Origin of the sequence: Paenarthrobacter sp. NPDC091711, assembly GCF_044756605.1 — a bacterium.
GTDB lineage: Bacteria > Actinomycetota > Actinomycetes > Actinomycetales > Micrococcaceae > Arthrobacter.
Genome location: NZ_JBIVTF010000001.1, coordinates 440,112 through 467,091 on the forward strand (window position 1 = coordinate 440,112; position 26,980 = coordinate 467,091).

Annotated in this window: 27 protein-coding genes; 8 read left to right on the top strand and 19 right to left on the bottom strand. The window is 63.5% G+C overall.

Going from position 1 to position 26,980, the window contains the following annotated elements:
• Positions 1 to 3: 3 nt before the first annotated feature.
• Positions 4 to 588 carry a peroxidase-related enzyme gene (locus ACIQH5_RS02035; RefSeq protein WP_400399808.1) on the bottom strand — a complete coding sequence of 195 codons (585 nt, stop codon included), beginning with the start codon at positions 586 to 588 and terminating at the stop codon, positions 4 to 6.
• A 156-nt stretch (positions 589 to 744) separates the two neighbouring features.
• Between ACIQH5_RS02035 and ACIQH5_RS02040 the strand changes: the two genes are divergently transcribed.
• The gene (locus tag ACIQH5_RS02040; protein ID WP_400399810.1) at positions 745 to 1,005 is read left to right on the top strand and encodes a hypothetical protein; all 261 of its coding nucleotides are present in this window, start codon (positions 745 to 747) and stop codon (positions 1,003 to 1,005) included.
• A 17-nt stretch (positions 1,006 to 1,022) separates the two neighbouring features.
• Here the strand turns inward: ACIQH5_RS02040 and ACIQH5_RS02045 are convergent, their stop codons facing one another.
• Together ACIQH5_RS02045 and ACIQH5_RS02050 are read right to left on the bottom strand one after the other, a co-directional pair.
• Positions 1,023 to 1,379, bottom strand: a complete 357-nt coding sequence (locus ACIQH5_RS02045) for a TraR/DksA family transcriptional regulator (RefSeq protein WP_400399812.1) — start codon at positions 1,377 to 1,379, stop codon at positions 1,023 to 1,025.
• A 6-nt stretch (positions 1,380 to 1,385) separates the two neighbouring features.
• Positions 1,386 to 1,868, bottom strand: a complete 483-nt coding sequence (locus tag ACIQH5_RS02050; RefSeq protein WP_062065594.1) for a pyridoxamine 5'-phosphate oxidase family protein — start codon at positions 1,866 to 1,868, stop codon at positions 1,386 to 1,388.
• 253 nt (positions 1,869 to 2,121) lie between these two features.
• Between ACIQH5_RS02050 and ACIQH5_RS02055 the strand changes: the two genes are divergently transcribed.
• Entirely contained in the window at positions 2,122 to 2,562 is a 441-nt protein-coding gene (locus tag ACIQH5_RS02055; protein ID WP_400399814.1) for a hypothetical protein, read from the top strand.
• A gap of 27 nt (positions 2,563 to 2,589) precedes the next feature.
• On the opposite strand, the gene ACIQH5_RS02060 is transcribed toward ACIQH5_RS02055, so the two are convergent.
• The 6 genes from ACIQH5_RS02060 to ACIQH5_RS02085 form a co-directional block, all read right to left on the bottom strand.
• The gene (locus ACIQH5_RS02060; RefSeq protein ID WP_400399815.1) at positions 2,590 to 3,228 is read right to left on the bottom strand and encodes an MBL fold metallo-hydrolase; all 639 of its coding nucleotides are present in this window, start codon (positions 3,226 to 3,228) and stop codon (positions 2,590 to 2,592) included.
• Positions 3,229 to 3,318: 90 nt separating this feature from the next.
• Complete coding sequence (locus ACIQH5_RS02065; protein WP_400399817.1) at positions 3,319 to 3,939, bottom strand: dihydrofolate reductase family protein; 621 nt, start codon at positions 3,937 to 3,939, stop codon at positions 3,319 to 3,321.
• A 101-nt stretch (positions 3,940 to 4,040) separates the two neighbouring features.
• Positions 4,041 to 4,436 (bottom strand): hypothetical protein, encoded by a 396-nt coding sequence (locus tag ACIQH5_RS02070; RefSeq protein ID WP_400399819.1) that lies wholly within the window; start codon positions 4,434 to 4,436, stop codon positions 4,041 to 4,043.
• A gap of 130 nt (positions 4,437 to 4,566) precedes the next feature.
• Positions 4,567 to 6,705 carry an iron ABC transporter permease gene (locus tag ACIQH5_RS02075; protein ID WP_400399821.1) on the bottom strand — a complete coding sequence of 713 codons (2,139 nt, stop codon included), beginning with the start codon at positions 6,703 to 6,705 and terminating at the stop codon, positions 4,567 to 4,569.
• Between the two features lie 10 nt (positions 6,706 to 6,715).
• Complete coding sequence (locus ACIQH5_RS02080) at positions 6,716 to 7,690, bottom strand: ABC transporter substrate-binding protein (protein WP_400399823.1); 975 nt, start codon at positions 7,688 to 7,690, stop codon at positions 6,716 to 6,718.
• 57 nt (positions 7,691 to 7,747) lie between these two features.
• Entirely contained in the window at positions 7,748 to 8,572 is an 825-nt protein-coding gene (locus tag ACIQH5_RS02085; protein WP_400399825.1) for an ABC transporter ATP-binding protein, read from the bottom strand.
• A 104-nt stretch (positions 8,573 to 8,676) separates the two neighbouring features.
• On the opposite strand from ACIQH5_RS02085, the gene arfB reads away from it, so the two are divergent.
• Positions 8,677 to 9,096 carry an alternative ribosome rescue aminoacyl-tRNA hydrolase ArfB gene (gene arfB, locus ACIQH5_RS02090; RefSeq protein WP_400399827.1) on the top strand — a complete coding sequence of 140 codons (420 nt, stop codon included), beginning with the start codon at positions 8,677 to 8,679 and terminating at the stop codon, positions 9,094 to 9,096.
• Positions 9,097 to 9,141: 45 nt separating this feature from the next.
• Complete coding sequence (locus ACIQH5_RS02095; RefSeq protein ID WP_400399829.1) at positions 9,142 to 9,546, top strand: RidA family protein; 405 nt, start codon at positions 9,142 to 9,144, stop codon at positions 9,544 to 9,546.
• Here the strand turns inward: ACIQH5_RS02095 and ACIQH5_RS02100 are convergent.
• Positions 9,543 to 9,929, bottom strand: a complete 387-nt coding sequence (locus ACIQH5_RS02100) for a nuclear transport factor 2 family protein (protein ID WP_400399831.1) — start codon at positions 9,927 to 9,929, stop codon at positions 9,543 to 9,545. The two genes, ACIQH5_RS02095 and ACIQH5_RS02100, sit on opposite strands and share 4 nt — an antisense overlap.
• A gap of 54 nt (positions 9,930 to 9,983) precedes the next feature.
• The gene (locus ACIQH5_RS02105; protein ID WP_400399833.1) at positions 9,984 to 10,625 is read right to left on the bottom strand and encodes a TetR/AcrR family transcriptional regulator; all 642 of its coding nucleotides are present in this window, start codon (positions 10,623 to 10,625) and stop codon (positions 9,984 to 9,986) included.
• Between the two features lie 189 nt (positions 10,626 to 10,814).
• Here ACIQH5_RS02105 and ACIQH5_RS02110 point away from each other — a divergent pair, with 189 nt between their 5' ends.
• The 4 genes from ACIQH5_RS02110 (at position 10,815) to ACIQH5_RS02125 (ending at position 16,919) form a co-directional block, all read left to right on the top strand.
• Complete coding sequence (locus ACIQH5_RS02110) at positions 10,815 to 12,155, top strand: MFS transporter (RefSeq protein WP_400399837.1); 1,341 nt, start codon at positions 10,815 to 10,817, stop codon at positions 12,153 to 12,155.
• 9 nt (positions 12,156 to 12,164) lie between these two features.
• Entirely contained in the window at positions 12,165 to 13,454 is a 1,290-nt protein-coding gene (locus tag ACIQH5_RS02115; protein ID WP_400399839.1) for a glycoside hydrolase family 1 protein, read from the top strand.
• A 36-nt stretch (positions 13,455 to 13,490) separates the two neighbouring features.
• Positions 13,491 to 15,770: a family 78 glycoside hydrolase catalytic domain gene (locus ACIQH5_RS02120; RefSeq protein WP_400399841.1), complete on the top strand. Its 2,280-nt coding sequence runs from the start codon at positions 13,491 to 13,493 to the stop codon at positions 15,768 to 15,770.
• 81 nt (positions 15,771 to 15,851) lie between these two features.
• A complete protein-coding gene (locus tag ACIQH5_RS02125) occupies positions 15,852 to 16,919 on the top strand; it encodes a quercetin 2,3-dioxygenase (RefSeq protein WP_400399843.1) in 1,068 nt (355 codons plus the stop codon).
• Positions 16,920 to 17,006: 87 nt separating this feature from the next.
• On the opposite strand, the gene ACIQH5_RS02130 is transcribed toward ACIQH5_RS02125, so the two are convergent.
• From ACIQH5_RS02130 to ACIQH5_RS02165, 8 genes are all read right to left on the bottom strand, one after another.
• Positions 17,007 to 18,251: a DUF3500 domain-containing protein gene (locus ACIQH5_RS02130; protein ID WP_400399845.1), complete on the bottom strand. Its 1,245-nt coding sequence runs from the start codon at positions 18,249 to 18,251 to the stop codon at positions 17,007 to 17,009.
• Positions 18,229 to 19,947, bottom strand: coding sequence for an FAD-dependent monooxygenase (locus ACIQH5_RS02135; RefSeq protein WP_400399847.1), 1,719 nt, complete (start codon positions 19,945 to 19,947; stop codon positions 18,229 to 18,231). The genes ACIQH5_RS02130 and ACIQH5_RS02135 overlap by 23 nt, the downstream gene beginning before the upstream one ends.
• Positions 19,947 to 20,819: a fumarylacetoacetate hydrolase family protein gene (locus ACIQH5_RS02140; RefSeq protein ID WP_400399849.1), complete on the bottom strand. Its 873-nt coding sequence runs from the start codon at positions 20,817 to 20,819 to the stop codon at positions 19,947 to 19,949. Before ACIQH5_RS02140 ends, ACIQH5_RS02135 begins: the two co-directional genes overlap by 1 nt.
• 91 nt (positions 20,820 to 20,910) lie before the next feature.
• The gene (locus ACIQH5_RS02145) at positions 20,911 to 21,783 is read right to left on the bottom strand and encodes an alpha/beta hydrolase fold domain-containing protein (protein WP_400399851.1); all 873 of its coding nucleotides are present in this window, start codon (positions 21,781 to 21,783) and stop codon (positions 20,911 to 20,913) included.
• A gap of 109 nt (positions 21,784 to 21,892) precedes the next feature.
• Positions 21,893 to 22,891, bottom strand: coding sequence for an alpha/beta hydrolase fold domain-containing protein (locus ACIQH5_RS02150; protein ID WP_400399853.1), 999 nt, complete (start codon positions 22,889 to 22,891; stop codon positions 21,893 to 21,895).
• A 65-nt stretch (positions 22,892 to 22,956) separates the two neighbouring features.
• Complete coding sequence (locus tag ACIQH5_RS02155) at positions 22,957 to 23,964, bottom strand: oligopeptide/dipeptide ABC transporter ATP-binding protein (protein WP_400399855.1); 1,008 nt, start codon at positions 23,962 to 23,964, stop codon at positions 22,957 to 22,959.
• Positions 23,961 to 25,982 carry a dipeptide/oligopeptide/nickel ABC transporter permease/ATP-binding protein gene (locus ACIQH5_RS02160; RefSeq protein ID WP_400399857.1) on the bottom strand — a complete coding sequence of 674 codons (2,022 nt, stop codon included), beginning with the start codon at positions 25,980 to 25,982 and terminating at the stop codon, positions 23,961 to 23,963. The genes ACIQH5_RS02155 and ACIQH5_RS02160 overlap by 4 nt, the downstream gene beginning before the upstream one ends.
• Positions 25,979 to 26,932 carry an ABC transporter permease gene (locus tag ACIQH5_RS02165; RefSeq protein WP_400399859.1) on the bottom strand — a complete coding sequence of 318 codons (954 nt, stop codon included), beginning with the start codon at positions 26,930 to 26,932 and terminating at the stop codon, positions 25,979 to 25,981. The genes ACIQH5_RS02160 and ACIQH5_RS02165 overlap by 4 nt, the downstream gene beginning before the upstream one ends.
• Positions 26,933 to 26,980 lie beyond the last annotated feature (48 nt).

Here is a 26,980-nt window from a genome sequence, read left to right on the forward strand (position 1 = left end):
CGACTAGTCACCCCTGCGGGGCAGCGGCGCCAAAAGCGCCTCCTGCAGTTCAGTGCTGACTCCAGGTGGAACGTCCAGCTCCACCGCCAAGGCAAGCAGTGCCCTGCTGAAGTAGTTCCTCGCTGCGGCCGCGAGCGTGATGTCCGCGATCTCGCGGTCGCTAAAGCCTGCGTCGCGTAGTCGCTGAGTGTCGTCGTCGTTCATTCCGGCGGCATCAGTACTGAGTTTCACGGCGTAGTCCATCATCGCCACTTCTTCAGGTGAGAGCCCGGCCTCCCTGTAATTGCGTGCAATGGCGAGCAATTGTTCCTGGTCGATGATGGTCAGGGTCTTTTTGCCATGGGCCAACCGGCAATGCGACGAGCCGATGGCCTGGGCCGCCGCAAGGGTCACCAACTCGTAGCGACGAAGGCCCAAAGACGAGCTGATGGCTTGCGTGAGTGACTCCCAAATCCTGTGGGCCTCGGGATTCAAGCTCATGGCCTTGGTGTGGCTGGGAACGTAGCCCATGGAATGGGCATCTGCAGCGTAAATTTCGGCTGTCAGGCCGGTGGCCTCAGCCTCGGACGGCACCTTGAGGATGGACATGGGCGCTATTGTGGCCTTGCCAACGCCGGTTGTAAATGCCCCTGCGCCGTTAAGATCAGGGCCAGGCGCCCGACTCCAATACCGCTCATTGCTGCGAATGCGCCTTAGGTACGGAAGACTGGCATTTACCACCACTACTGAAAGCGCGGTTGCCACGTGATCTCCCTGCACCAGGACGCCCAAGGATTCATCCGGATGAAAAGGCACTTTCCCGCCAGCACCGAGGTGTCCGTGGTTTTTGCCGACGGGACCGAGGAGGTCTTCACCGCGCGGCGGCTGAACGAAATCTATGACGAAGCGCTGGCGAGCTACCGGGCGGCGAACCATCTGGACGCCAAGGGCTTTGACCGGGGACCCAAGAAGAAGGTCCAGCAGGGCATTGAATTCGTTCCGGTGTCACCGGGCATGTCCAGCTGAACCAACTTCTTCGTCAGTCAATGTCGCTTTCCTGAGGCATGATCGACGCAAAAGGGAGTCCAGGGCCTGGCCTCGAGCCTGCCCTCGGGAATGGCTACGCCGCAAACCGCGCACTGCCCGTGGGTTCCGTCCGCGATCCTCGCCAGCGCCTCTTCGATCTGCTCCAAACCCACCCGGCTTTGGCCCATGAGGGCAGACGCCTGAGATAGCTCGAACGCTATGGTGCTGCCCTCGGGATCGTGTTCGTCGTCCACGTTGGAGTCCTGCCGGGCGAGACTCACGGAGGTAATGTCGCTTCGCAGCGCCTTCAGCAGTTCGAGTTTGCGATTCCGTTCGTCCTCCAAGAGAACCCGAAACCGCTCGGCATCAACCACGGCGGCTCATAGTTCCACGGTGCCGCTCTCGCCCACGCTGAAACGGGAATTTGTGACCTTGGACTTGACCCATTGAAGAACGGTAGCAGCCGTTCCGCCCGGGCTGGTCCAGTACTCTGCCGAGTCCGAGTCAACGCGCAGCAGGCAAACCTCAGGGGTGTCAGGGCCATCGGGGAACCACGCCTCCACCACCTGGTTCCACATCTCGTGGATCTTCTGCCGATCTGTGACAACCTCTGCAGTTCCTGCCACGGAGACCCACTCGGTCTTCTTGCCGAAGGAAACGTTGACTCGCGGATCCTGGCGTACGTGGGCAACCTGCGAAGTTCCCAGTCCCGTAAAGAACCACATGTCGCCGTCGTCCTTGACTTCCTGAACGGCCAAGGGCCGGCTGACCAATGCGCCGGACTCGTTGACGGTGGTCAGCATTCCGATCTTGGAGTCGTTGATGATGTCGGTGACCTTGCTGATGGCTTGTTCTTCAGTCATACGGGCCTCACTTCTCCTCGTGCCTGGACTCAACTTCGCGTCCTGGGGGTCGTTCCCCCATAGCTACCCTATTAGTAAGGCTACTGATTTGCTAGGCGGACGAGGAATGTCGCTGGCAGGCCAAAAAGCAGAGCGCGTGGGTTTTCAGGGAATCATGCCGTGGCTTCATCCGTTCTCTTTGATAGTGACCTGCCGACGGCGGTCAGGCTTGCCCCCTTGGGGCAGGAAAACGACGGGAAGTTTGGGGACTGCCATGACGTTCAGCGAAACCATTGACCGCCTGAGGACCGCGCATCTTATGGTCCGGGACGCCAACGAGTGGGACGGACTGACAGCTGCCCTCGCGGACGCCTACCGCCGCCAGGACGACGACCTCATAGAACAGCTGCAGCCGCCATTTCTCCAGTCATGGCGCACAGTCACCCACTACGTCCTGCGGGATAATTTCGACGCAGCAGGTATTTCCGTGACCGACCCCAGCCGCCCCTGGGGAATTGCGACCCTGACGGCCAACGGTGTCAGCCGCGAACCGGTCCTCTGCCGAGTGGACCCGACTGTCCCGCAGCACGCGGAAGGCACCGCTGCCGAAGGACCGGAGTTGCTCACTTTCGCCGAAGTCATGACGTACTACGCTGAGTGCCTGGCACCGCTGCTCGAACACGCCAGTGGCCACCAGGAGCAATACTCCAGGTAGCTCATGGCCGTTTCTCCTGTGAAGGTCTTATTGTTGGGGCGCGGACCGTTCGATGAGCTCACGAAGCCGGCTGGCGGCGTCGGGAATCTCTGCACCATGGGAGAACAGCATTCTGCGGGGTGACAAGCGGGCAAGATTCCGAAGCGACACCTCGGCCTCGGCGGGGTCGGCAGTGAAGGGAACAGGGGGCCGCACCATGACTCCGTTCATGGTGCCCACGGCATCACCTGCGAATAGCAGGCCCTCTCCTTCGTGCAGCAGGCTGATGTGGCCTTGGGTGTGGCCCGGGGTGTGAATGACGCGCAACCCTCGGAAGGAAGCGCCATCGGCGGCGGCCCGGACCTTCGGTTCCGATGTTGCAGTGCCGGAAGAAATGCCGGCGGATACGGCGCCCGCATCCGCTTCGCCCGCCCACACCAGAGCGTTTCCTGCCCTCGAAAGGACCTCGTTCAAACCGCCCACATGATCAGCGTGTGCATGGGTAATCACGACGTCGGAGATGTCATCCCAGCCCGCGCCTATACGTTCCAGTGCCCGGTGGATATCCGTGGCGTTGTCCCCCATGCCGGTGTCGATCACGACAATCCCTTCGGCCACGGGCAGCACGAAACAGCGGACGTCGAAACTGATTTCCGTGGGACCTGCTACCCCTGCAGGCAAATGCACTTGCTGGACTACTGCTTCGGGCCGGGATGGAGATTCAGTCAGGGGTTCGGGAGTTTCCGGACTCGACTCGGGACGTGGGCGCACAGGTAATCAGCCCTGCCTTGCCGGCGGCGGGCCATCAATAACAGTGGGTACGTACTCCAGCAACTGAGACCTGCCATCGAACGTCTGGCTCTCCACCAGCTCCAGGGAAACGTCCGGGTACCCGTCAAAGATCCGCTCGCTTCCGGTCCTGCCGGTGATCACTGGAAAGATCACCAAGCGATATCTGTCCACCAGCCCGGCCGTCAGCAGGGAACGGCAGAGGCTAAGGCTACCCAGCGTGCTGAAGGTACCGGATCTGGTCCTCTTCAATTCCCGAACGGCCTCCACGGCATCACCGGAAATGAGCTCCGAGTTGGGCCACACCAAGGGTTCTTTCAACGTGGAGGAAAAGATGATCTTGGGCATGGCGGCCAAACCGCCCAAGCTGGCACCCTCTTCCTCCGAAAACCCGGAGCTGTCTTCAGAGGCTTGCTCCGACATGCTGGACATCACCCGATACGTGGTGGCCCCCATGAGAGTGGTGAATTCCTTCTTTCCCTCCTCATCGAGCCAGGCCAGGTATTCCGGGCCTTCCAACCCCCACCAGCCTGGCCACCCTTCGGCAGAAGCGTAGCCGTCCAGGGAAATGATCAGGTCCACCATCAAGGTTGCGGTGGTCTCACTCATAGCAGTCTCCTCCGTTTAGCCGTGCGCGTTGACCGTGCGCGGGAAACGCTAGTCCTGAGCGATCCGGTGTTCAAGAGGCCCGGGCTAGAGAAGGATCCGGGCTAGAGGAGGAGAAGTACGAACCCTCCGAGGGTGCTGAGTATCCCAACCCCGGTGAGGATCCAGCCCAGAATCAACACCGTGTTGTCGTGGCGGGGTGGCCTGAGCGAGCACCGGGACGGATGGCAGAGGTCATAGTGGACCACCACGGTGCCGGGATCAATGCTGTCCTCCCGAGCAGGAATGTCCAGGAGGACTTTTTGTTCCTCGTTCGACTGATCCTGCCACTGCAGTCCCAGGAAGCCACCTGCGGCGAATTGCTTTCCATCTGCGGTGGCCCAGACGCAACGGCGCTTGGCAATGATCCATGCGCTGACCAACAATGGCACGCCCGGAACGAACCCCACCCACGTCATCATTTCCAGGATGGGGCCAAGGACATCCAGGGAACCGGCCATGACTCGATCCTATGCGGCCAGCGACGCGGATCGAGACTCTCTTCCATGCCTATGGCCAGGATGTCTGGAAATGACTCCGACTCCAGCGCGTGCCTCCTCTTGCCAACCCCAATCCGGCCGTCGCTGACCGTCAGACTGTCCGATCCACGCGGGAACGCCACAGCAAATACACGAAGTAGGGCGCGCCCACCAACGCCGTCATGATTCCGGCGGGTATCTGGGCCGGTGCGATCAGCGTGCGGCCTATGGTGTCAGCCAGCACCACAGTGGAGGCGCCAATCAGCGCGGCAACCGGCAGGACGCGGGAGTGCCGTGCGCCAACCAAAGTGCGGGCCGCATGCGGTGCAACGAGGCCAACGAAGGCAATGACACCCACTGAAGAGACGGCTCCAGCGGTCAAAAGTACCGCCACGGAAAGGAGGAGCAGCCGGGACCCGGACAGCCCGATTCCCAGCACACGGGGAGAGTCGTCATCCACCGCTATCAGGTCCAGGTCACGGCGCATGCCCGCGAGCACGGGCAGGGCAAGCAGCAGGGCCAGCAGCGGGGGCAGAACTGAGGCGAAGTTGCGGCCGTAGGTAGAGCCAGACAGCCAGGTCAGGGCCTTTGTCTGGTTGAACGGGTCAGTGGTCACCAGGAGAACAGTGATGGCGGCTGCCAGCCCTGCGGAAATGCCAATGCCGATCAAGACCAGCTTGTTTTGTTGAAGCCCGCCCCGGAAAGCCAGTCCGAAGACCAGCAGCGCGGACAGTGCCGCTCCCCCGAGCGCGGAGCCGGTAATCACCCAGGAACCTGCAGTGGGGACAGTGGTGATGACGATGATTGCTGCGAGGCCGCCACCGCCGGAGACGCCAAGGATTCCGGGCTCGGCCAGGGAATTGCGGGACACCGCTTGAATCAAGGCGCCGGCCAGAGCCAGCGCAGCTCCGGCGAGTACAGCGGCAAGGACACGCGGCATCCGGGTTCCCAGTACAGCGCTGACGCGGTTTCCGGACTGACCTGTGAGCCAATTGACCAGATCCCCCAGGAGCAGCTTCGCGTCGCCCAGCAGTGCTCCGGCCACCAGCAAACCGGTGAGCAAAACCAAGAGCCCGATCAACACGCCAAGGAAGAACCTGCGGGATCGAAGCTTGGCCAGGGCGTCGCCGGCAACACTCAAGCCGGCGTCGGACATCCGCATGGCCAGGATGACAAGGAATACGGCACCGAAGACTGTGGTGACCGCGCCGGTGGGCACTTCAACCCCTGCCTGGGCGCCGAAAAGTCCACGAACCAGCACGTCCGCGCCGATCACAACCACCGCACCGGCCAAGCCGGAGATGGGCAGCAGTGCCCTGTGCCGGCCCAGTCCGCGAAGTCGGGAGGCCAGCAGGCGCACGATGGCAGGCGCGCACAGGCCCACGAAACCGATCGGACCGGCGATGGTCACAGCAGCAGCGGACAGGACCACGGCAAGCACGACGGCGCCGACCCGGGCCAGGCGCGGATCCGCACCGGCCAGCCTCGAGGCGTCATCGCCCAGACCCAAAAGATCCATCCGTCGGGCCAGGAGAAAGAGGCCGGCGATGGCCAGAAGAACCACCGGTGTGAACTGGATCAGTTCGTCGGTGCGTGACTGCGCGAGGCTGCCTTGGCCCCAGGCGTAAAGGCCAGTGGTCTCTTGGCTGAACAGCAGAAGGAGGGCACTGGTGGCTGAATGCAAGCCCAGGGCAAGTGCCGTACCGGCCAGCACCAAACGGATGGGACCGCCATTTCCGTTCGCCCCACCGCCGGACAAGGCAAGCACCAGCACTGCCGCGGCGAGGCCACCGATGAACGCGATGCCACCGGACAAGAGGGCCGGAAGTGTCAGGCCGAACGCGGCTACAGCAACAATCGCGAAATGTGCGCCGGCGTTGACAGCCAGCGTGTCAGGGGAAGCAAGGACGTTGCGGGTGGCCGACTGCAAGGCTGCGCCGGCCACCCCCAACGCGATACCGACCAGCAGGCCGGCGAAAAGGCGCGGCACCCGCGAAGCAAGCAACACTGCGGTTTCCTGGTCTGTTCCGTCGCCGGTGAGAAGCCCCAACAACTGGAAAGGGCCGACGTCGGCCGTTCCTTGAGTCAGGTGAATCATCGAAAACATGGCCAGAATAACTACTCCAACGCCAGCCACCAGGGCTGGGCCGGAACGAAAGCGGCCGTCTCGTCCGGACGGCGCGGCTGGTACGGGAGCGCCCGCCACGGCCGTGGGTACGGTCATGGCGGGCCTCTTCACAGTGTCGGTCATGCGGGTGGGACTACTTGGTCAGGGACGCGACGATTGCGTCGACGTACTGGGTCATCGAGGCAGGGCCGCCGAACATCCAGATGCCGTCAGAAAGGCGGTGCACCTTGCCTGCTGAGACGAAGGGGAGGGACTTCCAGACAGCGTTGTCAGTCAGCTGCTCGGTGAAATCGCCGTCGGCGCTGTTGGTGATGTACACGAAGTGGTCGGCGGTGACAGCGGTCAGGCCTTCGACGTCGGTGGAGCCCAGGCCGTAAGCCGGATCGCCTTCAACCGTCCACGGGTTCACGAGGCCAAGTTCAGTGTTGATATCGGCCAGCAGGGAACCCTTGGTGAACGGGCGGATGGAGACCTTGCCGTCAGCAACCCAGCCATCTGCGAAAGCTACGCGGGATCCGCCGAGTCCGGCCTTCTCAAGGTCAGCTTTGCCCTTGGCTACGGCGGCGTCGAATGCGGCGATGGCTTCATCGGCCTTCTTCTCGGTGCCGGTTGCCTTGGCGACGAGCTTAAGGTTGTCCTCCGCCTGCGCAATCTGGCGGCTGCCATCGGCGGACTTCACTACAACCACAGGAGCCAACTCTTCGAGCTGCTTGATGACGGGCTCGGCGAGGTCGGTGGTGGCGACGATCAGGTCAGGATCCAACGACGCGATGGTATCGAAGCTGGGCTCGTTGCGGGTTCCGATGTCCGTGGGGGTGCTGTCCAGCTTGCCAGCGGTAACCCACGCGCTGTAACCCTTGACGTCTGCGACACCCACTGGCATGACGCCGAGGGTGGTCAGGTTCTCCACCACGTTCCATTCGGTGCCCACTACACGCTTGGCAGGGCCGTCGAGCTTGACCTCAGTGCCGCGGGCATCGGTGACGGTGATGGCTCCTCCGGCAGCGGCGGTGTTTGATGCCGAGCTGGCGGGGCCCTCGGTGGTGCCGCAGCCGGTGAGCAGGATTGCCAGGGCGGCAGTGGCCGCAAGGGCCTTATGGATCTTCATGGACTCGGGGTCCCTTTCTTGGTGGGGAATGACTCGTTTGTGGTGACGCTTGGGGGTCTAGCTATTGCTGTGCCGACCCACCGCGCGAGTGCGCAGCCGGCCGGTCAGCGGGTCTGTGTGGGTAACGATGGGGATGGAGTAGACCTCGCTCAGGAGCGCTGCGTCGAGGGCCTCGTGAGCCGGCCCGGCGGCTGCGATGCGGCCTTCGGAGAGCACCACCACGTGATCGGCCAATGCGGCCGCCTCATCGAGGTCGTGCAGAACAACACCAATGGCCACGCCGTGAACGCGGGCGAGGTCATGCACCAGGTCGAAAATCTCCACCTTGTAGCGCAGGTCCAGGTGGTTTGTCGGCTCGTCGAGCAGCAGTACGGACGTGTCCTGCGCGAGGCAGCTTGCCAGCCACACGCGCTGAAGCTGCCCTCCGGACAGTTCGTGGACGCCACGGCTGCCAAGCTCAGCAACACCCGTCAGCTCCATGGCGCGGTGGACGGCGGCCGGGCCCTCCGGATCGGCGGCACGCCACCGTCCGCGGTACGGATGGCGGCCGAACTCGACAACATCACGAACACTCAGGCCGTGCGGCACGGGACGGCTTTGGGATAGCAACGTCACATGCCGGGCGAAATCGCTGCGCTTCATCATGAGGGCGTCACTGGCTTCACCGTCAGCGGGTCGAACGGTCACAGAACCGGATGATGCCTCGTGCAAACGGGCCAAGGCCCGCAGAAGTGTGGACTTGCCGCTGCCATTCGGACCCACCAGGGCTACGATGCGGCCCGGTTCCAGCCTGAGGCCCGCACCGTGCACCACGTCCTTGTCCCCGTAACGGAGGACGAGGTCCGAGGCTTCAAGGCCGGAGAGTTCGTTCAGTTCAATCACAAAATGAAAGATTAGCTTAGGCTTACCTAATTCCTAAAAACGTGTCCGTGGATGTCCTCGCATGGCTGCCCCCTGGAGCGTCCGGGACGTGCGAGGCTTGTTCCATGGACCTGGAAATCCCGCCCTTGCTGACGATTCCCGCGTCGGAGCTTGGCTGGCGCTTTTCGCGTTCGTCGGGTCCGGGCGGTCAACACGTCAACACCACCGACAGCCGCGCAGAACTGCTGTGGAACGTCGCCGATTCCTCCGCGCTGACCGATGAGCAAAGGCTGCTGCTGCTGAGGCGCCTCGGACCAAAACTGGTGGCCGGAGTCATCACAGTCACAGCCTCCGAGGAGCGGTCCCAACTTCGTAATCGCGAGCTTGCCTTGGCCAAGCTGGCCCGGCTCATCAGCAATGGCCTGGTCCCGGAAACCGTCCGCCGCCCCTCCAAACCGACCAGGGGCTCTGCCCGGCGCCACCGCGTGGCAAAGGAGCACAGGTCGGCAACCAAACAGCAACGACGCCGGCCCGCGGCCGAGTAGCCGGCTCCCCTGTCGGCAGCGGCAGGTCAGTGGGACCATACAGTCATGGCACCTATACAGCGCATCCGTCCGGAAGGGTTGGTTTCCAGCCCGGCTTTCAGTCATGTCGCCGTCGTCCCACCCGGCGCCACAACCATCTACGTCGGCGGCCAAAACGCCGTTGACGCCAAGGGCGCACTGCTCGGAGAGGGCGATGCGGCCGCCCAATCTGCCCGGGCACTCGACAACGCCAAGACCGCGCTGGAAGCCGCAGGTGCCACATTAAGCGATGTGGTCCAGTGGAATGTGCTCTTCGTCCAGGGCGCCGACCTCGCCGCCGGATACGGGGCGATTGCCGCCAAGCTGGCATCCGAGGAGCCACCCCTGGTGACTGCTGCGTTTGTGGCAGGGCTGGGGGTGCCGGGCGCGCTGGTGGAGATCAGCGCGATAGCCGCAGTCGAACGGGACTAGCTGCCGCTGATCTCCACCCACTCGGCGCGCCACTCCGGAGCTTGGAAGGATTCGCTCCAGTACGCCGTCTCCTTGGCAATCCTGCCGTCCCGGAACTCGAAGATGAAGACCGTCTGGTACTGAGGGCCGTCATAGTCCAGAAGCGCCTCTGCCACCACTAGATCCCCGCCGCTGAGCAGTCGGCGGGGCGTGATGGTGGGCAACTGTGGAAAGGCGTTGTATATACGCCGGCGATTCCCAGCGCCGCGCACCACTTCCCCGGACTGTGGCCAGTGCATCACCGCGTCATCATGGAACAGCTCATCCATGACGTCAATGCGGCGTTCGTTGATGCAGTCGATCAGCCGTTTGACCACGTTTTCATTGCCAATTTGATCTGCCATGAACCGCATTGTCCTCCTGGGTAGAGGCCACCGCTACGGAAGGTGGGCCCGCTCTCAGGGCTTTTTGATGAGATCCATGAAGCCTTGGAGATGTTCGGCCATGTCCACCGATTCGTCATAGAGCCAGCTCAATTGGATTCCATCCACCAGTGCGGTGATCTGGCGGGCTACAACGCGCGGCGAGAGGCCTTCCCGCAGCCGACCCGCCGCAAGTTCACGTTCGAGTTCAGCCTCCACGGAGGCCACGAAGTCCTGGTTTCGGCGGAGCTGGAAGTCATGGGCGGGGTGGTCGGGGCTGATGGCTTCGGCGCGCAGCGTTGCGTCGAGGTGGATCACGCCACGGATCCCGGCGTTGTGGCGCATGACTGCCGGCACGGTTTCCAGAAGGCCACGTTCGCTGATGAGTTCCGTGCGCCAGGGCCCTTCCCTCTCTTCGCGCAAGACCAACACGGCCTCGAGCAGCGCCTCCTTGCTCCCGAAGTGATGGAGGAGTGCGGTGTGACTAGTGCCTACGGCTTCGGCAATCTGCCGGATGGACAGGCCAAGGTACCCCTTTTCGGCGAACACCTGAAAAGCAGCCTCCACCAGTTCAGCCCGCTTTTTTGCCCCGTTCGCGTAGGGGGCGCGCTTGCCCGTCCGGCCCGGTGTGCGGCTGGGCTGATTGTGGCTGGACTGAGTGCGGGTTTCCTGATCCATGTGAAGACCTCCTCGGATGAGGCTATCAAGTTTCTTTTCCACTTTGGTAAAGAAATTTTGCCGAAAGTATTCCAAAGTGGTCAAAGTATGGATACCTTTGCAGGAGACATCAAGGGCCGGGACTTCACCACGGCCCGCATCACCTGTCATTAGGAGCCAACGGTGGCTCTGGTCCAAAGGAGGATTCCCATGGGTGACCCAACAACGCAGGCACAGGTCTTGGATCCTGCCGGGCGAGCAACACTGGACGCCGGCGCCGGCACGGAAGCCGCCACACCGCCGTCGAGCGCAGTGCCTTCAGGGGCAGCACCGCAGCAGCCGTCCACCAAAAAGACCATGGCCTTGGTACTCATCGCCGCCTTGGGCATGTACATCATGAGCCTGACTCTGGGCACGGCTCTCTCGCTGCGCCTGGCCGCAGTTGATCCGGCCGCCAAGGAGACGAGCTACGGCATGGCTGTCTCCATCAGTTCACTCCTCTTGCTCGTCACCATCCCGCTGACTGGCGCCCTGTCCGACCGTACGGCAGGCCGCTTCGGCCGGCGTCGCCCGTGGATCATCGGCGGGCTCGTCCCTGCCCTGCTTGCCGCTGCCGTCATCGGCACAGTGCCCTCCACACCCGTGATTGTCACGGCGTACGTGGTTGCACTGGTGTCGGCCCAGGCTGCGTTCAACGCTTACGCAGTCATCCCCATCGAGGCGCTGCCGGATAACAAGAGGGCGCGTGTCATGGGGGCCATGGGCATGGCCGGCGCACTGGCAATGTCCGCTGGTTCGTACATCGCCGCGTGGCTGGTGGACGCCCCGCTGCTCATGATGTGCGTCCCGGTCCTGCTGGCACTCATCTGCAGCATCCCGCTCCTGGTGATGTACAAGGACCCCGCGAAGACACGCGCCGAACTCCCGCCCCTGGACCTCAAGGGCTTGGCGAAAACGTTCCTGGTTGACCCCCGAAAACACCCCAACTTTGCCTGGGCATGGGCCTCACGATTCCTGGCAGGCATTGCCATGACGGCCCTGTTCGCCTACTTCATCTTCTTCCTCATGGACGGGCTGGGTATGCCGATTGCCGAGGCCGGGAAGAGCGCGGGTCTGCTGACCCTGATCTCGGCACCTGTCAGCATCCTCTTCTTCACCGTTTCGGGTTGGCTTTCCGACAAGATCGGCCGCCGCAAACCGTTCGTCATCGCCGCCGCGTTGCTGATGGCCACTGCCCTGGTCATCGGCGCAACGGCAACGTCCTTCGAACAGTTCGTGGTGGCGTGGATCGTGTTCGCCATGGGCCAGGCAATGTACCTCACCGTGGATCTTGCCCTGTGCGCCGCGGTCCTCCCCGACGCCAAGGACACCGGTAAGGACATGGCAGTCTTCAGCCTCGCCCTCAGCATCCCCAACATCATCGTTCCCGCAGCCGCCCCCGCGATCCTGGCCATCGGCAGCGGCCACAACTATGGCTTCCTCTGGTTCGCAGCCGCCGCGCTGTGTGCCCTGGGAAGCGTCACCGTCACATTCATCAAGGGTGTCCGCTAACAAGCGGGCATGGAAAAGGAAACAACCATGACCACCTCCCAGTCCTTCCCCGACGACTTCCTCTGGGGAGTCGCAACCGCCGCACACCAAGTGGAAGGGAACAACGTCAACAGTGACACCTGGCTGCTGGAGCAGCTGCCCGGCACCATCTTCGCCGAACCCTCCGGTGACGCCATTGACCACTATCACCGGTATCGCGAGGACATCGCGCTCATCGCCAGCCTGGGATTCACCACGTACCGCTTCTCCTTGGAGTGGGCCCGGATCGAGCCGGTTGAAGGTCAGTTCTCGACGGCGGCACTCAACCACTACCGCCGCGTCCTGGAAACCTGCCACGAGCACGGGCTAACACCGGTGGTCACCTTCCACCACTTCACCTCCCCTCTGTGGTTGCTGGCCGCCGGTGGCTGGGAAGACTCAGCGACCCCTGAACGATTCGCCCGTTTCTGCGACCGCGCCACTGAACATCTTGGTGACCTCATCGGCGTCGCGTGCACGCTCAACGAGCCCAACCTTCCGTGGCTGCTCAAGGAAATCGGTATCGGGGGCGGACCTGCGGAAAGCCGCGGCGAGGTGCCCATCTGGGCGGCAGCCGCAGAGCGCCTCAACATTGAGGCAGCCCGGGTGGCCCCGTTCCAGTTCACCGTCTCCAAGGCAGGCTTCGATGTGAAGCTCGCAGCGCACCAGGCCGGGCGCGATGCCATCAAGGCCCGCTATCCGGACCTGATGGTCGGCTGGACCCTGGCCAACACGGACATTCATGCCGCATCCGGCGGAGAAGCCAACGCAGACCGCATCCGCCGTGAGGTTAACGAGCGCTTCCTTGAAGCTTCCCGGGGAGACGACTTTGTGGGCATCCAGACGTACGGGCGGACGGTGTTCGGCGCAGATGGACTTGTGCACGCCGAAGATGGCGTTCCCACCAACCAAATGGGAGAGGAAATCTACCCTGAGGGACTGGAAGCGACCATCCGAGAGGCTGCTCGTATTGCGCAGATCCCGGTCATCGTCACCGAGAACGGCCTCGCCACCGAGGATGACACTCAGCGCCTGGACTACCTCCGCACCGCAGTGAGCGGCGTGGCTTCCTGCCTGGCTGACGGAATTGACGTCCGCGGCTATATCGCCTGGACAGCGTTCGACAATTTTGAGTGGGTGTTCGGCTACGTCCCCAAGTTCGGACTGATCGCCGTGGACCGTCAGACCCAGGAACGCACTCCCAAACCCAGCGCTTACTGGCTGGGTGGCGTAGCGCAAGACAACGGCGCGGCCCTGGACCGCGTCACCCAACCCGCCTGACCTGGACTCCCCCACTACCGATACTGGAGATCACTGATGACCACTTGGCACGCCCGCATGATCACTGCGGACAAGGAATTCGACGGCGCACCTTTGTTGCGCGGCGAGTTCCGGCTCGACGACAGCCACGGCGACGTGGTGTCCGCCACCCTTTTCCTGTCCGCCTTGGGGGTGGTGGAGGCGTGGGTCAACGGTCAGCCGGCGTCCGAGGACCTCCTTACCCCGGGCTGGTCCAGCTATGAGTGGCGTGTCCGGTACAGCGAACTCGACGTCACCGAACTGGTCAGTACGACGACGGTGGTTGGGCTTGCGCTCGGAAACGGCTGGTACCGGGGGCGGCTGGCGTGGTCGGGGGGTTCCAAGTATTACGGTGAGGAACTCGGCGCGTTTGCTGAACTCCGGATCCGTTTCGCGGATGGTCATGAGCAAGTCATCGGAACGGATGCCTCGTGGACGGCCGGCCCGTCGGCCACCGCAGCTAATGATCTCTACGATGGCCAGTCCATTGATGCCCGGCGTTTCGACGACGCGTGGTTGTCCCCCGGCTTCGCCTCCTCCGAATGGTCCGCCGCCAAAGTGCTCGACGACGACCTCAGCCGCCTTGAGCCTTACATCGGACCTCCCGTCCGCCGCCAGATGGAACTGCAACCAGTGAAGGTATGGACGTCGCCCGCAGGAAAGGTTTTGGTGGACTTCGGCCAAAACCTGGTGGGCTGGGTGCGGGCCACGCTGACCGGGACCTCCGGTCAGGTAGTCACGGTCCGCCACGCGGAAGTGCTGGAAGAGAACGAGCTGGGTACCCGCCCGCTGCGCTCGGCAGAAGCGACAGACCGGTTCACCCTCTCCGGAGGAAGCGACACCTTCGAGCCGACACTCACGTTCCACGGCTTCCGCTACGCCGAGGTTGACGGGTGGCCCGGCGGCGCCGATGCCCTTCGCGAGCATGGCGGCCTGACCGCCGTCGTGATCAGTTCGGACATGAAGCGGATCGGAACCTTCCAGACGTCCAACCCGTTGCTGAACCGCCTGCACGAAAACGCAGTGTGGGGTATGCGCGGGAACTTCGTGGACGTCCCTACGGACTGTCCGCAGCGCGACGAGCGCCTCGGCTGGACCGGTGACCTTTCGGCGTTCGCGCCCAGTGCCGCGTTCCTGTTCGACAGCCGGGACTTCCTCCGCGACTGGCTGCGTGACCTTGCCCTGGAGCAAAGCCATGACCAGGACCTGGTGCCGTTTGTGGTGCCCAACGTCCTCAAGTACATCGAGCAGCCCGCAGAGTTCGGTGCTCCGGACACTGCCGCAGTGTGGAGCGACGCAGCGGTCTGGGTTCCCTGGGCATTGTGGCGGGCCTACGGTGATCGGCGGGTGCTTGAAGAGCAATTCGAATCAATGACCGGCCACGCCCGGCGGCTGCGCAGCAAGCTTTCACCCAACGGCCTGTGGGATACGGGATTCCAGTTTGGGGACTGGCTCGACCCCGACGCCGCGCCGGACCAGCCGTGGGCGGCCAAGGCCGACAAGCATGTAGTGGCGACACTGTGTGCGTTCCGCACAGCGTCCTTGGTGGCGGCTGCCGCTGACGTTCTGGGAGATGCGGGGGCATCGGCCGAGTTCGGAACCATGGCACACGAGCTGCAGGCAGCGTTCACCGAACACTACGTTTCCGAAAGCGTCATTACCAGCGACTGCACCACCGTCTATGCCCTGGCGATCGTCTTCGGAATCCTCAACGAGGCCGACCGCGAGTTTGCCGGGCACCGGCTGGCCGAACTGGTGGAAAAATCGGGTTACCGCATCTCCACCGGCTTTGCCGGCACACCGTTCGTCACGGATGCACTCACGGAGACAGGACACCTGGACGCGGCGTACCGTTTGCTGCTCCAGACCGAAAACCCGTCCTGGCTGTATTCCGTGTCAATGGGTGCCACCACCATCTGGGAACGTTGGGATTCCATGCTTCCTGACGGCACCATCAACCCTGGTGAAATGACCAGCTTCAACCACTACGCGCTGGGCGCCGTGGTGGACTGGATGCACCGGACCATTGGCGGACTGGCCCCACTGGAACCCGGTTACAGCCGCATCCTGATGGCACCGCGGCCCGGTGGCGGGCTCGACTGGGCAGAAACCACACTGGAAACACCGCTGGGATTGGCTTCAGTGCGCTGGGACATGGTTGAGGGCCGGGTGGAGGTCACAGCCACAGTGCCTGACGGCAGCGAAGCCGTCCTCCGGATTCCCGGATCGGACGACGAAGCGGTGGGCCCAGGTCACCACATCAGAAAGAGTTCGCCCGCAGAGCTCAGCTTTCATTGAGTGAAATCACCCGCCACGGCCCTCAGCCGATGAGCAAAGCTTGTACAAGGTACTTATGCCGACGAAGGAAAGAAGGAACACATGTCCCTTAGCGTCGAGGAAATTAACAAAACACTCCCCCTGGCCAACACGTTGCCCGGCGAAGCCGTCCCCTACTACATGGCCTCCGGCGAAGGTGCCCGGTATGAGCTCAACGGACAGCTGATCACCGTCATCGCCCGGGCTGCCGACACGGGCGGAATCTTCAGCGCCGCCTACATCTCAGGAGGCATGGGTGCTGAATCTCCCTTCGTAACCCACGCCATCGAACACAAAACGCTGTACGTGTTTGACGGCATCCTCCATGTCTGGTTGCCCGGAGAAAGCCGCATCCTGACCCCGGGCGACTCCGTGGTCATTCCTCCGGGAACCCCGCATGCTTACCGCATGGCCAGCCACTACACCCGTTTCCTGAATTGGATGACTCCCGGTGGGGCGGAGGCTTACTACGAGCGCGTTGGCACACCCATCGACTCCCACGTTCCTCCGGCGCGTCCGGGCCATCAGCCCAGTGCCCGCGAGCTGGCTGAGGTGGGCGCAGAATTCGGCATCACCTACACTGACGTGGAGCGCGTGGCCCCAAGCCTGCAGCAGAACGCAGGATTGCCGGCGTCGCTTAGTCCCTACTTCCTGAGTGCCGGAGAAGGCGAACGACTGGTCAGCTACCAGACCATGTTCTCCTACCTCTCACGGCCGCAGAATACGGGCGAGAACTACTTCGCGGTGCACACCAAGGGCGCCAAGTCACCGTACATTCCGCTGCACTTCCACTCGGAGCACACAGAGAACTTCCTCTGCACAGAGGGGCGCATGTGGCTGTACGCCAACGGGCGCGAAATGCTGCTGACCAAGGGCGACTTTGTCCATGCCCCTGCCGGCACAGTGCACTCGTTTGCGTTCGATGCCCACAACACCCAAATGGTGGGTTTCCTGACGCCGTCGGTCTTCAACGGCTTCTTCGAGTACTTCAACAAGCCCACTGAGGACTACACCTACACCGAGGGTGGCGAGCCCTACATGGACATGGAAGGCTTTGGCCGCGCCCAAGCGGAAATGGACCTGACCGTGGTTGGTCCTCCACCGCAGCGTCGTATTGCGCTTGATATCTAAGGTCGACCACAGAAAGGCCCGGATCCCCTGCAGGGATCCGGGCCTTCTTCAGTGTGGCCGACGGCGTATACATAGCCGGGCTTGAGATCATTCCACGCAGGATGCGGCCTGCCGGACCAGCGCCCGGCCGTAGTCGTTGCCGTTGGGGGTACGGACCACGGTGTGCATGTGGAACGGTGCGGGGTGATGGTTGTCGAGGAAGACGCCGGTGTGGTGGTCCAGTTCCAGGATCACCACGGGGCTCTGGATCCGGAAATAGAACGCCTCGTCACCTTCCCAGCCCCCGATCCACGAGAAGAACGTCTCAGGGTACTGTCCACGGATTTCCCTGAGGCGTGCTGCACGCGGGCCTGCCGGAAGGTAGGCGATGGAGTCCTCCACAATCCGGTCCAGCAGGGCCAGCGCTGGGGCGGGCATCGACGTCACCGGGATGCCCTCGTAGGGAATGACGCGGTTGTCCTGGAAACAGCCCGCCAGGTGCCGTTCGTCTCCGGGGTGCAGCCGGCCCTCAGGCATGGTGGGGTCCTGCATCAGTTCAAAGACCACGGCGTCGGTGCGCAGGTCCACCGGCAGCGCGGCCATGAGCTCACGGGCCCACTGGATGCGCTCCTTGAAGACCTTGACGCCCCGGTGCGGGCCGTCGTCGATCACGTCCGGCTCCGCTCCCAGGAAGACCGGTGAGATGACCAGCTGACTTCCAACCACCAGGCAGTTCAAGGCGACGTGATGGCCGAACAGCTGCCAGCCCCACGGCTCCGTTTCTGAGGGGGTGCCATAGAGCGCCACGTTGTAGCTGAACTCGTTCATGAGCAGCGGCAACTCCACCAGTTCGCCCAGGAAGCCGTTGATCCGCATGAGGCTTCGCGCCAACGCATACCCCTCGGGACTGAGGCTGGCCTCAACAACGGCCAGCATGGCGTCCCGCACGGCGGGATCCACCTCGTCCAGGCGCAGCCCGGTGTCGTGCTGCATGAATTCGGGATTGGCCCAACTTTGCCATTGGATGGCGTCCACGGCATAGCTGAGGCGTTCGCGCTGATCAGTGGTCAGCAGGGCCAGCAACTTTTCAGCTGCGGTGACCATGTCCGACGTCGGCGCTTCCTCGCCCGGCGACGCGTGGCTCAGCGGATACAGGCCCTTACGGATGGTTCCGTCACTGGTGACACCCACAAAAGGCTTCGGGTAGAGCTTCTTCCAACCCTCGATCATGGGACCGGCGAAAGAGTCGCGCTTGGCCGCTTCCGCGTAGGATCGCGCGTCCAGGCCACGTAGTTTGGCTACGCGAGGGTGTTCCGGGGCAAAGAGGTAGTCACGAAATGACGGCGTCGGCATGTGCAATCTCCTGGGTGTTGTGCGAATCGTTGCGATGGGCCCACCCTGCGGCCACGCTGAGGGCGCCGGCTGCGGCTTCAGCGGAGGAACCTCGCCATGCCACGTGCTGATCGGGGCGGACCAGGACGGCGTCGGCGGCCCAGTGTTCTGCCATCGGGATTCCCCGACGGTCAGGACCGACGGCGGTCACGGCCACCGGAACGCCCCGGTCGGCCGCTGCGGCCAGCACCGGTGCGTAAACATCTTCGACGGCCGATCCCACCACGGATAGCGCATCGACGAGCAGCGTGAAACCTTGCCCCAGGACGTCGTAGAGCGAGGTGGAGTCGTCCAGCCACGCATGCGGAAGGACAGCGCCGGGGCTGGCTGATGGAGTGTAACGAATGGGATCCTCCACCGGTATTGGAGATCCATCCGGGACAACCAACGGCGTCCCGGAGTAGCTGTAGCCCAGCACAAGGCCCAACGAGTCGAATTCGCTTTGCTTGACGCTCAATGCCTCGTGAGCCCTTGCCCTGGCGGCCGCACCATCAGCACCCCCGGATTCCAAGGCAGGATCGGCAAAGTGGTAAGCGAGTGCCTTGCCGTTGGCTGCGGCATCGTTGATGGTTCGTTCGGCGACGGGGCGCCGCTCAAGGCCATAGCTCGCCAAGAGCTCCGGCCCGGCCCACCCATCCAGGGCAGCTGCGATCTTCCACGCCAGATTCGCGGCGTCGCCAATGCACGTGTTGAAGCCGTGCCCGCCCCAGGGTGGATTCTGATGGGCAGCGTCGCCCACAAGGAACACCCCGTCTTCGCCATAAGAAGGCGCAAGAAGCATCCGTGCCGTCCAAGGATCTGTTGCGATCACGTCAACGTCGATGTCCGCACCCACTAAAGACCGAACCATGGACACCGGGTCCAGACCTTCGGCGTTGGCGGCAACACCCTGGATGATGGCCCACCAGGTGTCCCCCAGATTCATGCGGCCCACCATGCCGGCCGTTCCCGGGCCAAGAACCCAATACTGCACGGCGGGATCCAGGGTGATGGTCTCGGCGAGGTCACTGGAGCGGAACAGAATACTGATGTTGGACAAGGCTGCAGATCCGCCCTCCAGCCGGATACCCATGCCACGGCGGACGGTGGACGAACCGCCGTCGGCCCCAGCCAGGAAGCTGCTGCGAACGGTCCGCGACTGGCCCGCGGCATCAACCACCGTGACCTGCTGGCCACCTGCCACATGCGAAGACGACTCCACCCGCAACCCCGTCAACAACGTTGCGTGGGTGGATGCCTCCACCGCGTCCCTGAGTACGGACTCCAGCACAGGCTGCGGTACCTGCTGACCGCACTCTGGCTGGGGCTCGTACCTGCCGCTTTCCAGTTGAAAGGCGTTGGGGAATCGCCTGATCTCGCGGCCCGTCAGGGAAGAGCAGAAAATGACGTCCTGTGCGAAGTCCACTGGGAGCGGCGCTGCACTCCTCAGCGCCGACGCCAGGCCAATCCGGCGCAGATGGGTCATGGTGCGGGCATTGGTGGTCTTGGCCCGCGGACGGTCTGCATCTATGGATGCACGCGGCTCGATCACCAGGCTCCGGATCCCCCGCTGGGCGAGGTCAAGCGCCAGGAACAAGCCGCTGGGTCCACCACCGGAGATCAGAACGGGAATCTCACCCGGCAACTCATCGAGCCGGGCCTCGTGGGATGTACCCATCAGGCCCTCGCTCGAAGCGAAGGCTCACCAACGGGCGTGACCAGGGTGCCAAGCTTGTCGATCTCCACCTCAACTGTGTCACCTGGCTGCAGAAGCCATGCAGGCGTCCGGGCATATCCCACACCCTCCGGCGTACCGGAGGCGATCACGTCTCCGGGGTGGAGGGTGAACGTCTGGCTGATCAGCGCGATGATGGCTGGAACGGAAAAGATCATGTCCCGCGTGTTGCCGTTTTGAACCTCTGTACCGTTCACGCGGGTGCGGACCTGAAGCCCATCGCGGAGATCGCCCACCTCGTCACGGCTGACCAGCGGGCCGACCGGTCCGCTGAAATCACCATTCTTGCCCAGCGTCCACTGGGACGTGAGCTTCTGGGCGCGGCGCGCAGTGAGGTCGTTGAACGTGGAATAGCCGAACACGGCATCCTCCGCGCTCGCCTCGTCAGCAGACTCCACGCGTTTGCCGATGTAGGCCGCCACCTCGCCTTCCCAGTCCAGCCCGGCTTCGCCACCGGGCACGGGCACCGGTACGTTGCCAACGGACAGCGACGCCGTCCAACGACCAAACAAGGTGGGGTACGGCGGCAACTCCTGGTCCTTGTAACTTCCTTCAGCTGCGTGGGCTTTGTAGTTGAGGCCCACGCAGATCACCCGGGCCGACGCTGGAACCAACGGAACCTCGGTGACTTCTGTCCGCTCCCAGCCAGCTGCACCCTCTCCAGCTGCACCGCCAGCAACGATGGCCGCGGCCTTCTCCTCCCAACGGGCCGCATCGGCCCAGAAGTCCGTTACGGTCGCCAGCGGGAAAACTCTGCCTCCGCTGAGGGCCGCGACCCACGCGCCGTCGTCGTGGTTAATGCCTATGTAGTGCATGTTGGGCCTTTCAGCTTCGCCCGAAGGCGGTAATCGATAGGAGGGCACGGCAATGAAACCCCTGATAGGTCTTGCCGAAATCTGGAAAAGGTTATGCGAGCGCAGCTTGCTTGCGGAAGAACGAGACAGTTGCAGCGAGAGCCTTCTCGGCAGCTGCCGAACCACCGTCCGGGGTGGACCACATGTGGTCAGCGCCGTCGATGAGGAGAAGTTCGACGTCGGCACCCGCCTTGGCCAGTTCACTCGCCAACGATTCCGACTGGGCCGCCGGAACAAAACGATCGGCCGTTCCGTGGATCAGCAGGAAGGGCGGGGCTGCCGGGCCAACATAACCGATGGGACTCGCGGCCGCCGCCTTGTCCGGGTTGTCCGCCAGTACTGCACCCACCAACAGCTCCTCGCGGGATCCGGGATCGCTGGAACGGGCCACCGCATTGGGCAGAGCCTGCTCCCCCATGTGGACCAGGTCCGTCGGCGGATACCAGGCGGCAACCGCAGCAACACTGCCCGCTTCGCTGTCCTGTCCATCCACTGGCACCAGCCCCACAAGGCTGGCCAGATGGCCGCCCGCAGAGTCACCCCACGCGTAGATGCGCGCCGGGTCCACGCCGTACTCGCCGGCATGGTCCCGCATCCACTGCACCGCAGCCAGGGCGTCGTGCAATTGTGCTGGGAACCGGGCCTCTCCGCTCAGGCGGTAGTCGGCCGAAACCACCACGAATCCTGCCTCGCTCAAGACCTCAAAGGGCGTCAGCCCGAATCCATAGCATACCGGCCCAAGAGAGGAACGTTCACCCACCCGCCAACCACCACCGTGGAAGTGGACGACGGCGGGATGAAGCTTCCGGCCCTGGCCGATGACCTGCCGGGATTCCGGCAGGTAAAGATCCAGCAGGAGCGGGCGCTCGCCGTCGTCACCGGCGCGTGCAAACTCGATGGCCTTCACTACGCGACCCTCGGTCATCGTTGACTCCCCTATGTTCTGGTGCCGGATCCGTGGGTCCGAGCTGTTCACTCAAGACTGGCTGATTCCGCTGCGAAGAAGAACCGAAACTTTCAATCAATGAAACTACTCATGGGAGCCTGAAGTGCTGCCGGAAGAAGTCGACGGACAGGGCGAGGATACGGTCCATCTGATCTTCGGCGAAGAAAAAGCAGTGGTCGGCGCCTTCGATGGTGACCAGCTGGTGCTCCACGCCCGATTCCTGGAGGAGGCCGGCCAGGAGTTCACTTTGGGAGAGTGGCACCAGTCCGTCGGAATCGCCGTGAACCAGCAGGAAGGTGGCCGCATCCGGTGTCACATAGCTGCGTGGGCTGGCCGCGTCCAGAACACGGGGATCCTTGGAGCCACCCACCAGCATGGTCTCCGGGTGCACCGACACGCCCTCCGGTACGGCGGCCAGGAGTGCCGGGCCCATGAAGTCGTTGGCGGCCGTCATGGGCGGCATGTCGTTCAGGGAGGACACACCGTAGAAGTCCACCACTGCGCTGACAGAACTGGGATGCCCCTGCACACCAAGGCCACCTTCAAGGTCAGCGCGGTGGCCGGTGAGTCCCAGCAATGCCGCCAGGTGTCCGCCGGCGGATTCGCCCCAGGCTCCGATCCTCGCTGGATCAAGGCCCAAGACGTCGGCATGGTGCCGGAGGTATCTGACTGCTGCCTTGATGTCGTGCAGTTGGGCAGGGAACGGGGCCTCCAAGGAATGCCGGTAGTCCACCGTTGCGCAGGCTATACCGGCCTGGTTCAAGAGGCGGAATACTGAATCCGGCCCGAAGGTAGGGGGCAGCTCACGGCGGTCCCCCAATTGAAAGGCGCCTCCGTGGATCCACACCACCAGCGGCACTGGTCTCTCAGCAACCCTCCGGGGAAGCCAAAGGTCCATGGAGAGGCGGCGGAATCCTACGGCTATGGCGTAGCTGAGCTCGCGATGGACCAGCGAGTTTTCGGACACCACCTCAGCTTGGCCGGGGGCATGAAAGGCCGGGAACGGCGGCGGTGTGGGCTTACGGCGTTCCGCGGCCTCAGTGCCTCGCTGAGCCGATGATGCGCCCATGGTTGTCTCGACTGTCATAGTTTGCTCCTGGGAAGAAGTGGCGTGATGTCCGCCGTGGTTTTGGGACGCTTGCAGGGTTCGGTTCAGGCGTAATGGCACGCGACGTCGGCCTCGCCCACGCGGCGCAAGGCAGGGCGTTCCGTGGCGCAGAGTTCTGTGGCCAGTGGGCAGCGTTGGCGGAAGGGGCACCCACCAGCTGTCGCAGCCACAGCTGAGGCTGTCCGGACACCCAAAGACTCGCGGACCGCGCGGCGCTCAGCCTGTTCTGCGGGACGGGGAACAGGAGATGCCGCCACCAGGGCCTGGGTGAACGGGTGCTTCGGGCTCTCCGTTACGGCCGCGGCCGGTCCGGATTCCATAACCTGCCCCCGGTAGAGGACCACCACTCGCTGGGCCAGGAACTGCACCACGGAAATATCGTGCGCAATGAACAGGTAGCTCAGCCCGCGTTCGTCCCGCAGGTCTGCCAGGAGGTTGAGAACCTGTGCCTGTGTGGAGAGGTCCAAAGCACTGACGGCTTCGTCGCAAACCACCAGCTGTGGTTCGCAGATGAGCGCACGGGCCACCGAGATGCGCTGCCGCTGTCCGCCGGAGAACTGGCTGGGGTAGCGGTCCACGGCGTCCCTTGGCAGGCCGACGCGTTCCACCATGTCTTCTGCCTTGGTTCTGGCTTCAGAAGCGGCGAGGCCCCGAACGCGCAAAGGCTCAGCCAGCGACGAGCCGATGGTTTTGCGGGGATTCAGGGAGGAGTTGGGATCCTGGAAGACAGCCCGGAGGTCGCTGCCGATACCACGGCGTTTGCCGGAATTGGCGTGCGTGATGTCCTCTCCTTGGAATTCCACCGAGCCGCCCGCCACCTTCTGAAGACCCAGGATCGCTTTGCCGATGGTGGACTTGCCGGACCCTGACTCCCCTACCAGCCCCACCGTTTCACCGGGTTGGATGGCGAAACTGACGCCGTCAACGGCCGGTGGTGCGGTGGCTGCTTTCTTTCCGTGGCCGTAGCGGACCACCAGGTCCTTCACCTCGAGCATGGGTTGCTGGCGGACGGGGGCGCCGTCCTGCTGACGCAGCGGGGTTTCGATGCTCATGCCATGTCCTTTTCAATGATGTGGAGCCGATGCCGGTCAGGAACGTCGAGGGGAACGGTGTGGGCGGACTCCGTTGCCACCCACCCCAGGCCGTCTACGGCCAGTTCGTCAGCCTTGACGCACCGGACCACTCCTTCGCCGGACCCTGTTGGCAGCAACGGGATGGGCACCAGGCACGCCGATCCAGCGAACTGGCACCGGGCGGCGAAACGGCATCCGCCCGGCCAATCCTTCGGCTGCGGGACCTGTCCTTGGATGGTGGCGAGGCGATCGGGCATGTCGTGGGCTGAGTTGGCGTGCGGATCAGCTGCCAGCAAGGCCAGCGTGTAGGGATGCCTCGGGTTGTCCAGGATGCTCACTGTCTTCCCGTTCTCTACCACCTGCCCGGCGTACATGACGGCGACGTGGTCGCAGATATCGGCGACCACACCGAGGTCGTGCGTGACCATCACAACCGACATGCCCGTGTCCTTCACCAAGGACCGCAGGAGGGAGAGAATTTCAGCCTGGACGGTGACATCCAGGGCAGTGGTGGGCTCATCGGCCACCAGCAGGCGTGGTTTCCCGGAGAGGGCCAGTGCTATGGCAACGCGTTGGGCCATACCGCCGGAAATCTGGTGGGGGTACGTTTTCAGGATGCGCTGCGCGTCCACGATCCCCACCTTTTCCAGGAGGCTGAGTGCCTCGGCTTTGGCCTCCGCTTTGCCCGTCGACTGCAGGCGTCGGATGGCCGATGTCAGCTGGTAGCCCACCGTGAACATGGGATCCAAGGCCCGCATGGGTTCCTGTGAGATGAGGGCGATGTCGCGGCCACGAATAGATTCCATGTCCCGGTCCGTGGCCGCAGCAAGGTTCTTGCCGTTCCATAAGATCTGGCCGCCCGTTATGGCAACACCGGAAGGCAGGAGCCCCATGAGCGACAAGGCAGTCATCGTCTTACCGCAGCCCGATTCGCCTACGAGGCCCAGGACGGTGCCGGGTTCCACCTCGAACGAGACGTCCGTGACCAGCGGAGTGCCGCCGTCGACCCCTACTGAGAGGCCGCGCACGCTGAGCTTGCCTGCCGCGGGAGGATTCCCGACGGCGGGGGCTGCTGCAGCAGCCGCAGCTGCCTGGCGTGCCCGCTTCCGGCGGATCGCGGCTGAAGGAAGGTGCGAAGCCGCAGTGTTCGGTGCCTTACCCAGTGCGTTGCCGATGGCGTTGGCTGACAGCACGGTCAGGGCCAGGACCACACCGGTGGGAACCATGAGCCAGGGAGCGTCGTAAACGTGCTGTGACGCGCTCTGGATCATGCCACCCCAGCTGGGCTGCGGGAGGGGCGGACCGAAGCCGATGAATGCCAGGCCCGCTTGGATCAGGAGACCCACGGCAAAGATCAGCGCGGACTGAACCACGATGGTGGTGGCCAGGCCGGGCAGCACGTGGCGGACGCTGATGGCAAGGGGACCCAGCCCGTCCACTCTGGCGGCATCCACGTACAGCTGGTTCTGCAGGGATTTCGCCTGACCGAGCATCACGCGATAAATGCCTGCGGAGATCAGCACGCCAAGAATTGCCATGATGAGGGGAATGTTGGTCCCTACAGCACCAATGACGGCCAGAATGATCACCGTTCCGGGCAAAGACATCATGATCTCCGTAACCCGGCTGATGACTCCCTCCGCCCGTTGGCTGTTCGCCGCCGCCAGGGCCAGCAAAGTGCCCAGCCCGACGCCGACAATCACCGTGATGAACGATGTCCCCAGGGTTTCGGCTGCTGAGGCGAAAATGCGGCTGAGGATGTCACGGCCGAGTTCGTCCGTGCCCAGCCAGTGGGCTGCTGTAGGACCGGACAGGACAGCGGTAAAGTCCTGGTCCTCGGTCTTGAAAGGCAACCACCATGGTGCCGTGAGGGAAGAGATGACCATCGCGGCCAGCCATAATGTGCCGGCCAAGCCTGCCGGGGAGGCGATCAGGCGGTGTCCCGAGAGCTTGGTGAAAGCTGTTTTCCGCGGGGTGGCGGGAAGTGTGGGGATCATGAGGCACGCAACTTCGGGTCAAGGAATTTGGTAGCGAGTTCGAGCACCAGGTTCACTGCGACCACCACCACTGTGGCGATGACCACCACGCCTTGGACTGCGGGCGCATCGTGGGTGCTGACGGAGGTCTGGACTGCCTGGCCTAAACCGGGCATGGCGAACAGTTGTTCTGCGATGACAGAACCGCCGAAGAGGCCGATGAACTGCAGGGCGATGCCGGCAACAATGGGCAAGCTCGCATACCTGAGGGCATGGACGTAGAGGATCTTCCATGTGGGAGTGGCTGTGGCCCGCAGCATCCTGATGTGTTCCTGCTGCAAGGCCTCCAGCATGGAAGCCCGGGTTTGGCGGGCGATGAATGCTGCTCCGCCCACGGCCAGGGTGATGACTGGAAGCGCCAGGGACATTGCCCAGTCCTGCGGGGAAACCTCAAAAGGCACATACCCGGTGGCAGGGAACACCGATGACTGGACAGCGAACAAGTAGACGAAGATGACACCGATCCAGAACGCTGGAAGGGCCACCAGGAGTCCCACGAATCCCCCGATCAGCTGATCAAGGAAACCACCGCGTACGGCAGCGGTAACCCCAAGGATGATGCCGAAGATGGCACTCAGGATGGTGGCTCCCGCTGCCAGGGATGCCGTGACCGGAAGCCTGGCAGCGAGGTCGGCGCTCACCGAGCGTCCATCGATGAGCGAGCTCCCGAGGTTGCCTTGAACAGCATCGCCGAGCCACCGGAAGAACTGAACCAGCAGTGGGTCGTTCCAGCCGAGAGTCTGGTTCAGCTGATCGATGGCCTCCTGCGAAGCTCCAGCGCCCAGGGAGACAGCACCCGGGCTGCCGGGCATGGCGTGGACCAGCAGGAATGCCAGCACCGCCACCACCAACACGGTGGCAAGCGCCATCAGCAGGCGCTTGGTGACAAACATTGCCATGGTGACCTCCATTGGTCGGGCCGGGCGCCAGTCCCTTGGGGGAACCGGCGCCCGGTCTGT